Genomic DNA, 12,079 nt, shown 5'->3' with positions numbered 1-12,079 from the left:
GCAAGGCGTTCCCTTAAATCAAAATCGTGCCTGACTGGAATGCTTTTCCAGAACAAGGAAGGAGGATTGCCCATGCGCAATTCGGAACCCACCCCTTTAGTTAGCCACGATCCGAAGGATTTGGAAGGCACGTGGACGCTCGTTTCCGTCGTAACCAAGCGGGACGGCGAAAGATTGGATACTTATGGCCCAAACGCTAAGGGGCATCTGGTGTTCGATCCGATCGGGCGATATTCAATCATCTTTATTTCCAGTGGCCTCCCGAATTTTGCGTCGGACAGCCGTTCCAGCCCGACGGCAGATGAAAGCAATGCTGTTGTTTCGGGAAGCTTCGCCCATTGCGGCACTTACGTCGTGGACGAGGTGGACAAGAGCTTCACGTTTCAAGTCGAGCGTGCGACATTTCCCAACTGGGACGGCAAGAACACGAAACGTTCGTTTGTTATCAGGGGTGATGAGCTGCACTTCACAGACCCGCACTCATCGGGCGGTGGGGTGGCGACAACGATCTTCGAGCGGGCAAAGCGTGCACGCTAGGTCTTCTCTTCAACTCAACACAAGGTCCGCGATTGGCCCGGGGCGGGCCGTCGGGGAAACCGGAGAGGCTCGCAGGAGCCTCGATCGTCGGTTTTGACCCAACTGGTCCGGCCCCGCGTTGCAAGAGATTTCGTCAACCTGTCAGATGGCGGTCTTGCATCAATGTATCCCGCCTCTGATTGGAGCGAGCTACGCCCCGGGCCATCATGGATATCAGGGCGCATTCGAGCTGATTGGCGGACAGGCCTCGAACGGGCCATTCGGTCACCAGTGTTCGCATGCGCCGGGAAGACCGATCTTCCATCGTCGTGTCATCCTCTCGCAGACCTCGACGGGTGAGGGATGTTGGTTACGTCATCTCGATAGCTGCTCACTTCGCGCTGCTCCTTTGTTCGTGTCTGGCGGTCGTTCCTTCGTCCGGGCCTGCGCGCGCAGACGCGCCGCGCGCAAGAGGCCGTCAAGGCCGGCCGTCGTGGTGTCCTGACGTCTTGCTCTACGCTGCCAGGCTGCGCCTTGAGGGCCCCGAGCACGGCGCGAGGGTCGGGCCATCAGGACGCCGTCTCCTCAGTCTTGACGCACTCGAAGGCGCGTCCCTTGTTGAGAACCGCCCAGGCGATCCCGGCAATGCCTCCAGGTCGGAACAATTTTGGGCGCAATTGGAGTCACGCGGCTGCTAGTGCTTCCTTGCTTTAGCGGAGCAAGACGGTAATCCCCTGAACTTCAGGTAGGGCTACAAGATGTCACTCGGAAGGCTGATCGGCCGCTTGCAGGCTGTTAATGGCTTGTCCCCAATCGAGCGCGATCAACTGTTGGACTACCCATTAAGTTGAAGCAGTTCGCTGACGGCAATTACATATTACGCGAGGGAGATGCGGCCACTCAATGCGGCCCGGTCGTGAGTGGGTATGTCTTTCGCCAAAAGATAGTTGGCAGCCGATTGCAAATTCTGTCAAACGCCTTCCGGAACTGCCCCCTTTGCGTCACGAAGAACTGCCCCCACCATCGGATTATGATCTCGGTTGAAGGTTGTTTCCGCCGGTGACGGGCCGGAGGGAGGCGGAGCCGACCGGAGGGCCGTCACCGGCGGTCGGCGTCTTGATGAGGCCGCTTTTGCGCTTGGCGCGAAGTCGGTAGCTGTCGCCGCGGATGGTCAGCACGTGGCTGTGATGCAGGAGCCGGTCAAGGATCGCGGTGGCGACCACGGGATCGGCGAACACCGTACCCCATTCGGCAACGCTGCGGTTCGACGTGATCAGCATCGCGCCAGTTTCGTATCGCCGGCTGACCAGTTGGAAGAACAGATGGGCCGCGTCAGGTTCAAGAGGCAAGTAGCCGAGTTCGTCGACGATGAGCAGCTTTGGCTTCGACAGCGCGAGAAGTTTCTCGTCCAGGCGTCGCTCGCCGTGCGCCTTGGCAAGGCCAGCGACCAGCGTCGTCGCCGTGGTGAACTGCACCGTGTATCCGGCCAGGATCGCCTCTCGCCCGAGCGCGATCGACAAGTGCGTCTTACCTACGCCTGGCGGCCCGAGCAGCAGCACGTTTTCTCCGTTGGCTATCCAACGTGATGCGGCAAGATCACGGATCTGCTTTGGATCGATTGACGGCTGCGCCTCGAAGTCGAAGCCAGCAAGCTCCTTCACCGCCGGGAAGTGTGCGAGCTTCAGCGCCATCTCTATGCGGCGATGGTCCTTGCGTGCGATCTCGCGCTCGCACAGCAGGATCAGCGTCTCACGCGCCGACAGGTTCGCGCGCGCCGCCTCGTCGAGCAGGGTGTCGAGCTGATCGCGGATACCCGAGAGCTGCAGTCGCGCCAGCATGGCATCGAGCGGATCGGCCGTTGCTTCCATTATCTTCTTTGCCCGTGCCATCAGAAGCTTCCTCCGACCACGGCTTCGTATTCGGCAAGAGGGCGCAACAACGACGGGGGTGAGGACGGCGCCAGCACCGCCGCCGCGATCTCAGCCCGGCGGACCGCGCCATTGCGACCAGCAACACCATCGAGATGAGCGGTGTCGATGATCCGCAGCCGGCGTCCATCCGATTGCTTGTGGATCGCAACTTGGTGCAATCCATGGCGGATCCGCACTTCCCCGGCCGCGATCGTTACCGCCACGCGCTCGCCAATCAGGCGCCACGGCACTGAGTAGCTGTTCGTGTCGATCTCGACGCCGACAAGTGCGTCTTACCTACGCCTGGAGGGCCGAGCAGCACTGCTGATTACCTCGAACCGCAGCGTTGCCGAATGGGGTACGGTGTTCGCTGATCCGGTGGTCGCCACCCACGACCGCGAGGTCATCAGCTGGGTGGCCACAACGGCTGGGATCTCCGGCGAGATGATCCGGGACATGATGGTCCACTGTGTCGAACAGCGGTTCGCCGACATCCGCGCTCCGCGCAAGGTGCAATGGCTGACCGACAATGGATCCATCTTCGCCGCCTATCGCACCCTTGAGATTGCCGCCGCCGCCACGGAGACTAGCGCCTATCTGAAGTCCTCAAGAAGCAACCCGAACGGGAAAGGTCCAGCGCTGGGGTCTGGAGGCATTCTTTCTCTTACGATGTGAAGTTCGCGATTGTGAGCGACTTCAATATCACTCCATCTTGGAAGCTCATGCGCGCAACGATATGGACCAGTGGGCGGTAACGTTTGCCTCTTATCTTCCTGGTTGACCCGCAGAAGTCGCCTCGCGGGATTGCCTTCACCTTCGGCGAACATTCGAAAACGTCAGATGGCGCCGAGTGAAGTAGCTGGAATGATAAGGTTTTGGTCCCAAATGGAGTCAGTCCTCCACTGACAAGCTTTCGAGAAATGGGCAAATGGCGGCAATCTGCGAGCTTATAAGGTTTGGTCGCAAACGGAGGAAGCTCACCGACTGATAAGAAAATCATGTGGAGGCTTGACCTCCGGAGAGATGACCTAAACCACGTCCGGATCTAAGGCCGAGGCGGACTTGGTAGGTGAATTCGTTAACCGACTGCTTTTTGAGGCAATAGGGCCGTCATCGCCCCAAGGAAATCCAGTAGGTCGATGCTAGTTCTGGAAGATTTCCGGCTTGATCCTGCGACAACCCTACGCCAGATTGCCGCGCGATTGAGGATCGAAATGCAGCAGATCGAACAGTGGCTCGAGAAACTAGGCATGTCTGGCTATGCCCAGCTGTTCCTCGAAAATCGGATCGATACCACCGTCCTGGGTGAACTTAACGACCAAGACCTCCGGGAACTGGGAATCGTCCTCGGCGATCGCAAGAAGCTCATGCGTGCAATTCGTGAGTTGCACGCCTCCGACAACATCGCACGCTCCGCGACGTCTCCCGAATCGGTCCCAGATGCGGCCGAACGGCGCCAGTTGACAGTCATGTTCTGCGATCTCGTCGGCTCCACGGCCCTATCAACGCAGCTCGATCCAGAGGACTTGCGGAAGATTATCGGTGCGTACCATCGGACCTGCGCAGGAGTTGTCGAACAGAACGGCGGCTTCGTTGCAAAATATATGGGCGACGGCGTGCTGGTGTATTTCGGCTACCCGCGGGCCCACGAGCACGATGCGGAGCACGCTGTGCAGGCAGCGCTGGGGCTCGTTGCTGCAGTCGGAAAACTCGAAACGGCGGCCCCCGGCCGATTGGAAGTGCGTGTCGGGATTGCAACGGGACTGGTCGTTGTCGGAGACATCGTCGGCTCTGGAGAGGCGCAGGAACGCGGCGTTGTCGGCGAAACGCCGAACCTGGCGGCCCGTCTGCAGGCCGTCGCAGGGCCCGGAATGGTCGTGATCGCGGACGCAACGCGACGGCTGCTCGGCGATCTATTTGTGCTGACGAGTCTTGGGCCACAACAGCTCAAGGGCCTCACTGGACCGGTTCAGGCCTGGGCCGTCCAAGGCGCCAACGCCATCGATGGCCGATTCGAAGCCCTTTATCGTCGCGGATTGGGAGGCCTCGTCGGACGCGAGGGCGAATGTGCCGTGCTGGAGCAGAGCTGGTCCAAAGCTCGAACGAACGACGGGCAAGTCGTTCTCATTGCCGGAGAGGCGGGCATCGGCAAATCGCGCCTGGTGGCTGCCATTCTGGAGCGGGTGGCCGCGGATGCGCCGACGCAGCTGCGTTACTACTGCTCTCCGCAGCACACCAATTCGGCGCTTTATCCGATCGCCAAGCAGATGGAACGGCGCGCGAATTTTACGCGCGAGGATGATCCGAAAACGAGGCTTGACAAGTTTGACACGACGCTCGGCGGTTCATCCACACCTATCGCACACAGGGCAGCGCTTGCCGACCTGCTCCAACTCGCCAATGACGGCCGGTATTCAACCGACGACCTGACGCCGGCGCAGCGCCGCCAACGAATGCTCGAAGCGATCGTGCTGGACATCGAGAGCCAGGCTCGCTCCAATCCTGTTCTCATGATATTCGAGGACCTGCATTGGATCGATCCGACCAGCCTCGAACTGCTTGGCCAGCTCATCGAGGCGATTGCCACACTGCCCGTGCTGATGGTTGCGACGTTCCGGCCCGAGTTTGTACTGCCCTGGGCCGATCGGCCTCATATCACGGCAATGATGATCGCCCGCCTTGGTGCGCGCGAAACCGAAGCTCTCCTCGATGAGGTGATCGGAGAGCACCCCGTTCCGGCACACATGCGCAAGGAGATCATCGATCGCGCCGACGGAATACCCCTGTTTGTCCAGGAGATGACCAAGGCTGTGCTGGAGGCAGGCTCCGAAACGCATTTCCTCGGAGCAATCCCTGCCGCTGCAAGCCCGGTGCCGGCCACCCTTCACGCGTCCCTGATGGCCCGCTTGGACCGGCTCGGTCCCGCCAAGGAGGTTGCACAGATGGCGGCCGCAATCGGTCGCGACTTCAGCCATGCGCTGCTCGCCGCCATCGTGCCACTAGCGGAGTCCGAGCTGAACCGCGGACTCGACCGTCTCGTCGATGCGGGGTTGCTGTTTCGCCAGGGCGAGCCACAAGATTTGAACTATGTCTTCAATCACGCGCTGATCCAGGAGGCTGCCTACGGCACGCTCCTGCGTGAGAAGCGCCGCGAGCTCCATCTTGTAATCGCCGAGACCATAGAAACCGATTTCGGCGACATCGCCGAGAGCCAGCCGGAAGTGCTGGCCCGGCATTGCACGGAAGCCGGCCTCCTCGAAAAGGCCGCACACCTGTGGAGCAAGGCCGGAAAGCGCTCGCTTTCCCGATCGGCGCTCGTCGAAGCGGCGGAACAGCTCGCCCGCGCCCTCGACCTGATCGCCGCGTCGCCCGAGACTGCTTCGTTGCGCCATGAGCGAATCGCGTTACAGATCGAGCTCGCCAACGCCCTGATCCACACCAAAGGGCACGCTGCCCCCGAGACAAGAGCGGCCTTCAATCACGCGCGCGCCTTGATCGAACACGCGGAGAAGCTTGGGGATACGACGGACGATCCCATCATGCTCTTTTCGGTACTCTATGGCTTCTGGGTGGCGAGCCGTATGTCGTTCCACGCCGATGTGACGCGGGAGCTGGCCGCCCAATTCCAGGCCCTCGCCGACGAGCGTCAGGCAGGTACACCAATGATGATCGGGCACCTCTTGATGGGAATTTCCCTTGTGCTCGCCGGGGACCTGACGGCCGGCGCGCACGAGCTCGATCGCGCCGTGGCGCTGTATCATCAAGCCGAACACCGCCCGCTGGCGATGCGGTTTGGCCACGATATTCTCGTCTCCGCCTTGGCGTGGCGCGCCTTTTCACAATGGGCATTGGGTCGCACCGATGTCGTGACGGCCGATGTGGAGCGCGCGATCCGCGAAGCGCGCGAGTTTGGTCACGCTGCCACGCTGATGTATGCGCTCGCGCATGTGTCGCTCACGTTGATCTACATGGGCAAGCTAGACTCCGCGGCCGAGTTCGCCGACGAGCTTATGCAGCTCGCGGACGGAAAGGGATCACGCTTCTGGAACGCTTACGGAAAGCTGCTGCGCGGCCGAGTACTCGCGCTCGAGGGGCATGACTGCGCTTCCGCTGAGATGATCGAGGCCGGGATTTCGGTCATGCGATCGACCGGCGCGACAGCCTATGCGCCGTGGTATCTCAGCACTTTGGGAGCGACATACGCTCGGGTTGGACGGCTTGGTGATGCGCAACGCTGTAGTCAAGACGCGTTGCTGAGTATCCGCGAAAGTGGCGAGTGCTGGCAGGAGGCTGAAGCACATCGCATCGCCGGAGAGGTGGCGCTGGCGTTCGAACCGCCGAACGTCCAGCAAGCGCAGGCTCATTTCGAGCGGTCACTCTTCGTTGCGAAACAACAAATGGCGAAATCCTTCGAACTGATGGCGGCCGAGAGCCTGGCAACACTTTCTCAACGAGAAGGACGCACGCGGGCAGACCCACTCTGCTGACGACAGCTCTTGGGCCAAAGCGGAAGGTCTTAGTGGCCCATTCCGATGTCCGCTGCTGTAGTGCATCCCCATAGTTGATAAGAAATATTCGCACCCAAGACCCTCCAGCAGTACCCATGGAGCACAACTTGATCGACAACATAGCGCGCCAATTCTCCTCACCGAAGAAGGGCGTTCCGTTGATCTCGAACTTATCCCGCAGCGGGGCCCGGCGGCCGAAATGCTCGAGGACGAGATACAGCAGCTGGTCCACGCTCATGCGGCAGCTCTGCCGATTCCCAATTGACCCTATGTTCGTGGGTGCCATTAGCGTTTGCCGGGCCGCAAATTATCCGTCTGTCATAATTTGCAGATGCTCTCGGCATTAACCCAAGTTATATTTTGGGGTATGGGCAGAGAGCTAACTTTGCAGGTTCTGGTGGTCGGGGCCGGTGTCTTCACTGTGGCAGCATCCGTCGCTCTCCTTTTCGGCTTTTGATCTATCTTAATTATTGAATGACGCGCATCGGTGTTGCTTGCCAACGGCAGGACACCGAGTGGGCGCTATGATGCAGCCTTGGATGTTGCACACTTTGACGTGGGGATTGACCGTCGTCGGCCTGATCGCGATCCTGTCGATAGTGCTGTGACGCATGTAGGGAGTGGAGCGTCCCTTGCCGTCGCAGCCAGTCAATCCCGATACCGGCAGAACTCATCCCCGTTCTCGTACTCGACGCAGGTCTTCACGCGAGGACGGGGACGTACCTCATAGTAGTAGCGTCCTTCGTTCTGCTCCGCATACCCACGGCCGCGATCCATGTCATCGTCGTCCCGATGCCAGTTGCGCCCAATGGTTCGATGGTCCTCATCTCGATCCATCATAGGGCCCATCTGGCGTTGGCGCATTCGGTCACTGTCCATCCGGTCCTCGCCGCGCTGCCGCGTAGTCCAATCCCGATTAATCCGGGTGTCCTCAGCGCTTTGACGATCGCGCTCGCGAGCTTGGTCTGATTGCTGTGGTGATCGTTCAGGCTGAACGGGCTTGTTCTGAGCTTGATTTTGATCGGAACGCCGCTGCATCCGATCAGTATCGACCGGAGTGTTCTGAATTTGAGCTTGGTTTGGTTGCGGATTAAGCTGCCCTTTGATTTCGGTTTGAGACTGGTTTGTGTCCCTTCCGCTCTGCTGAGCAGATGCAGTGATGGGATACAGGCTCGCAACCAGGAGCAGCGGAAGGACGAAATCTGAACGACGCATGGTCATACCTCGCAGGGTTTGCTGTCTAACAGCGGACCTCAGCCTTCGTTCTTCTCCCGGAGATACTTTTCTGCCGGCCGCGTGTCGCTTTGGTCGGTCCTTCTGGCACTCCCATCGTGCGAGGCTCATGCAGTCGCACGAACTAGGAACGGTTCGACCCTGTTGATTGTTTTTTAGGACTGCGCCACCCGCCCTCTATCGCTGTCCTAAGTGTCGTCAGCCGCTAAGTCAGGCTGACAAGACTTGGAACATGGAGACCAAACGACCAAACGCTTTGCTCGCGTCTACAAATGCCAGTGCGGGGAACTGGTTTGGGACGGCTAGGAGCCTCAGAACGCGATGACGGCATGGGTCTCTTGATCCGCATGGCGGTCAGGGATGTGGCGGCTGGGATGGCTGACTAGGTGCGGGGAGGCCCATGCCTTTCGCCCGCATCGCAGCAAGTTGTCGGTACGCACTTGCCTGACGCTCAAGATCGGCTCTCAAGGCACTATTGTTCTCACCGGCAGCAAGTCGCTCGAAGGCAACTGCTCTTTCAAGGTAGTGCATCAAAGCGTCAATCATCTGCCTGTCTCCGGGCAGCATAGGGAACGCGACCGCAGCCGTTGCGACCTTGCAACGCTCACCAGGTCGGCGGTGCGTTGCGTGGTCTTCGACAGAACCAAGCCACTGACGCAATGACCGTTCCTCGCCAGCTTAGCCCTTAACCTGCATCAGCAAATCTTCAAGAACTCAGCGAGAGCAGCAGTTCGCAAGGAACGGCTGAGAATACGTCTAGTTGCCGGACATCGATGACATAGTGGTCCCTCCCCATGACTAACTCGGTCAACATCGTTGGCCGGGTTCTTCTTGCATCGGAGCGGGGGGGGGTCCTAGCCCCGCCGGCTACAACATGGGGCATTCTGTCGAGGCGCAGCGATCGTTCCTACCGCGCCGTGCGGCGAGATCCGACATGTTCATAACCGGCGTCAGATCATAGGCTAGGACGGGGGCCGTCATCTCGGCCGCTACTCTTGGAAGGAAGCCTCTCGCTCCCAATTCGGGGATACTGACAATCCCGGCCGTGGTAGACCGAGACCCCCCTCGGGGTCGATAATCGGATTCAGAGGTAGAATTTATCGATGTCTACCGTCGACTCTACGCCCAGTTTGGCGAAGTTTTTCGCAAGCCAGTCGCCCGCACATTTTCGCCCCTGGTCGCGAAGAAAAATGAGAAAGTTCCAATCGGCGTTATATTTGCTTGTGGGACTAAGTGCACCCATGAATTCATCGTCGGCGATGCTGTGGATCAGCACACGCTTGAGCCCTCCATCGACTCGTTTTTGTGTGACAAGCTTGGTGACGAAACTGACCGCCCGCATCTCCCGCATTAGCGACGAATTGAAGCTGATCTCGTTGATGCGGTTCAAAATATCGACAGCGGCGCGCGGCACCTCAGTACGAATCAGCGGATTGATATGGACGATGACAATGTCGGTACTGTTGCAGTTGTAGATCAACGGGAAGAGCGCCGGGTTTCCCATATAGCCGCCGTCCCAATAAGCTTCGCCGTCGATCTCTACCGCGTGAAACATCGTGGGAAGACATGCTGAAGCCATCACGGCAGAGATTGAAATTTCCTTTCCGGCGAAGACCTTTACCTTGCCGGTACGAACGTTTGTCGCAGAGAGGAAGAGCTTGACCGGACAGTCCGGACGCCCCAACACGTCAAAATCGATCGATTGCTCGACCACTTCACGAAGCGGGTTATAGTCTGAAGGGTTGAACTCATATGGCGATAGGACGCGCGTCACGAACCCCATAAGGGAGAAAGCAGGCGACCAGGCCAGCTTGTGATCCCCCAGAATTTGATCGATGAAACTTGGCTGCAACGGTCCCAACTTGGCCGCGTCGCTGACGCGCTTCCAATAGTCCGTAAGCGCTTTGCGTGCCCCTTCGCGACCCCCGATCGCAAGCCCATAGGCAAAGACCGCCGCGTTCATTGCTCCGGCGCTGGTTGCACTGAGCCCCTCGAACGCTAGGTCTTTCTCGTCCAGGAATCGGTCGAGTACACCCCAGGTAAACGCACCATGCGCTCCGCCGCCCTGGAGGGCCAGATTGGTGGTCCGGACCAGGTTGGAGAATGCCGGTTCGTGACCGGCTCTCCCAGGGGCCCCAGGCGTTTCCGCCGACTTGTGCTCCGATGTTTCTTCCATTGCCGAACCGTCGCCCTGATCGCGCGCATGCACAAAGCATTCAATAACAAAGATTGCAGGTGCGGAAACTTACGTCGATCGATGTGAGTCACATGAGCGTTCATACCACAAATAGACGGCAGCTGACGCGACGCTCGCCCATATTTTTCAGAGTCGGAAGGCGACAGGCGATCCCGGCGCCGCGGCTGGTGGCGATGCCTCGAAATGCGCCCTTCGCTATACCAGTGACCTTCATCGCCGCGATCTTCACATCGACGAGCAGGCGATCGATGGTGGCGGCGCTGATAGCCAGAACACGATCACGGTCCGACTGGCCAAGCTGCAATCGGCCATGTTGCTCAAGGGCAGGCAGCAAGGTCGGGATCATCACCTTGAGCCGCTTGCCGCACACCCGATCCGACGCCTCCCACAGCGCCGTCAGCGCGTCCTTGATCGTCGCGCCATATCTGCGTCTTCGCTTTCTTGTTGCCTCGACCTCGCCCGGTCGAACCGTCTCGCGTCGCCGGAGCGCGCGCACCGCATGTTTGCGATGCCAGCCCGTCGTCGCGCACGTCTCGTCGAGGATCCGTCCCTTCTCCGCTCGTTCGGCCGACCGGTAACGCTCCGTTACCGCCGACACCACCTCGCGCCGCGCGCCCATGCTGATCTTTCCCGCCATAGACGCCACCGAACGTTTTCGATGGCACCGACCCAATCATCGGCGAGAAGTTGTCCAGTAACATTCTGGGTGAGGCAATGCGGGGTCAATATTGCAAGCCGAATGACAAAGTGCGTTGATCGATCACCTCTCCGAACTTGCGCAGCTTGAACATCAGCTTCGATTGGCTCGTCGGGCAGTCGCGCTCATAACCGATGAGACGACCGTGAAGAGTCTCGAAGAGTTCGCCGGTGAGTCCGAACAGAACGAGGATTGTTCGCACAAATATGGCCCCTGTTAGAAATCACTTCTCGAGATCGAAGCACTCGCCCGTGATGCAGAACTACGTCACTTTCTGACGGACGGTTCTGTTCCCAGCTCTGAATGCAATTCCGTTATATTGTCAAACCTTAAAGTTGCGTTTATAGATAAATACAACTTGTCCCTAGAACCCGGGCGAGCGCGCTACATCTGATCGGTGGGAGGGGTACCTGATCAGGTAGGCACTTCCTATCCAGCTTATGGCTGGGTAGGGGTCATGATGGGTCGTCGTCGCCAGTAGGACGATGTGCTGCACGTCCCGGCGCAACGGCGCTTAGGGGCATGAGGGAATAGCTCGTACTCCTCCCGCCGCCCTCGTCCTTCACGAGGATACCTTGATTTACGAGACCTTGGATGTCGCGCAGGGCCGTATCGGGCGAGCACTTTTCAATCGTTGCCCATTTGCTCGATGTCAGTTTGCCTTCGAACCCGTCCAGCAGACGGTTCAGCATATCGCGCTGCCGCTCGTTGACTTGAGCCGTGGAGTGCCGCTTCCAGAAGTCGGCTTTTTCGAGCACGGCTGCGAGGGTACTCTCGGCGCCACTGAAGGCGCGGTCGAGACAGCCCAGGAACCACTCAAGCCAGGGTGTGATGTTGAGATCGCCTTTCTGCGTGGTCTCCAGCAAGTCGTAGTAGGTCTTGCGCTCGCGCCGTATCTGAGCCGACATGCTGTAGAAGCGTTGCGGTATTCCTTCGGAGCGGGCAAGCGATATGTCGGCGATGGCACGCGCGATACGTCCATTGCCGTCCTCGAATGGGTGGATGGTCACAAACCAGA

Annotated in this window: 8 protein-coding genes and 1 pseudogene; 3 read left to right on the top strand and 6 right to left on the bottom strand. The window is 59.3% G+C overall.

From position 1 onward, the window contains the following. Positions 1 to 72 precede the first annotated feature (72 nt). Entirely contained in the window at positions 73 to 537 is a 465-nt protein-coding gene (locus tag ACVIIW_RS36070) for a lipocalin-like domain-containing protein (protein ID WP_456705379.1), read from the top strand. Positions 538 to 1,544: 1,007 nt separating this feature from the next. Here the strand turns inward: ACVIIW_RS36070 and istB are convergent. Together istB and ACVIIW_RS36060 are read right to left on the bottom strand one after the other, a co-directional pair. Continuing rightward, on the bottom strand, positions 1,545 to 2,405 hold the full coding sequence (istB, locus tag ACVIIW_RS36065) for an IS21-like element helper ATPase IstB (RefSeq protein WP_456701697.1): 861 nt from the start codon (positions 2,403 to 2,405) through the stop codon (positions 1,545 to 1,547). After that, positions 2,405 to 2,704 (bottom strand): annotated as a pseudogene (locus ACVIIW_RS36060) (Mu transposase domain-containing protein); the annotation flags it as partial. The pseudogene ACVIIW_RS36060 and the gene istB, both read right to left, overlap by 1 nt. On the opposite strand from ACVIIW_RS36060, the gene ACVIIW_RS36055 reads away from it, so the two are divergent. Both ACVIIW_RS36055 and ACVIIW_RS36050 read left to right on the top strand, forming a co-directional pair. After that, positions 2,691 to 3,101, top strand: a complete 411-nt coding sequence (locus ACVIIW_RS36055; protein WP_456705378.1) for a hypothetical protein — start codon at positions 2,691 to 2,693, stop codon at positions 3,099 to 3,101. The pseudogene ACVIIW_RS36060 and the gene ACVIIW_RS36055 overlap by 14 nt on opposite strands. Before the next feature lie 539 nt (positions 3,102 to 3,640). After that, positions 3,641 to 6,913, top strand: coding sequence for an adenylate/guanylate cyclase domain-containing protein (locus tag ACVIIW_RS36050; RefSeq protein ID WP_456705377.1), 3,273 nt, complete (start codon positions 3,641 to 3,643; stop codon positions 6,911 to 6,913). Positions 6,914 to 7,582: 669 nt separating this feature from the next. Here ACVIIW_RS36050 and ACVIIW_RS36045 read toward each other — a convergent pair. The 4 genes from ACVIIW_RS36045 to ACVIIW_RS36030 all read right to left on the bottom strand — a co-directional run. Next, a complete protein-coding gene (locus ACVIIW_RS36045) occupies positions 7,583 to 8,149 on the bottom strand; it encodes a hypothetical protein (protein WP_456705376.1) in 567 nt (188 codons plus the stop codon). Positions 8,150 to 9,251: 1,102 nt separating this feature from the next. After that, complete coding sequence (locus tag ACVIIW_RS36040; protein ID WP_456705375.1) at positions 9,252 to 10,376, bottom strand: patatin-like phospholipase family protein; 1,125 nt, start codon at positions 10,374 to 10,376, stop codon at positions 9,252 to 9,254. 67 nt (positions 10,377 to 10,443) lie between these two features. Further along, complete coding sequence (locus tag ACVIIW_RS36035) at positions 10,444 to 11,001, bottom strand: hypothetical protein (protein WP_456705374.1); 558 nt, start codon at positions 10,999 to 11,001, stop codon at positions 10,444 to 10,446. Between the two features lie 515 nt (positions 11,002 to 11,516). Beyond that, positions 11,517 to 12,079 (bottom strand): Fic family protein (locus ACVIIW_RS36030; protein ID WP_456705373.1); only part of this gene is annotated, 563 nt, incomplete at its 5' end.

The organism is Bradyrhizobium sp. USDA 4449 (assembly GCF_054056275.1).
This window is presented reverse-complemented; position numbering and strand designations above follow the sequence as displayed.

Excerpts from the sequence above, each read along its gene's own strand:
- ACVIIW_RS36070 (WP_456705379.1), top strand. The coding sequence starts at position 73 with ATGCGCAATTCGGAACCCACCCCTTTAGTTAGCCACGATCCGAAGGAT.
- ACVIIW_RS36045 (WP_456705376.1), bottom strand. The coding sequence starts at position 8,149 with ATGCGTCGTTCAGATTTCGTCCTTCCGCTGCTCCTGGTTGCGAGCCTG.
- ACVIIW_RS36050 (WP_456705377.1), top strand. The coding sequence starts at position 3,641 with ATGCAGCAGATCGAACAGTGGCTCGAGAAACTAGGCATGTCTGGCTAT.
- ACVIIW_RS36035 (WP_456705374.1), bottom strand. The coding sequence starts at position 11,001 with ATGGCGGGAAAGATCAGCATGGGCGCGCGGCGCGAGGTGGTGTCGGCG.
- istB (WP_456701697.1), bottom strand. The coding sequence starts at position 2,405 with ATGGCACGGGCAAAGAAGATAATGGAAGCAACGGCCGATCCGCTCGAT.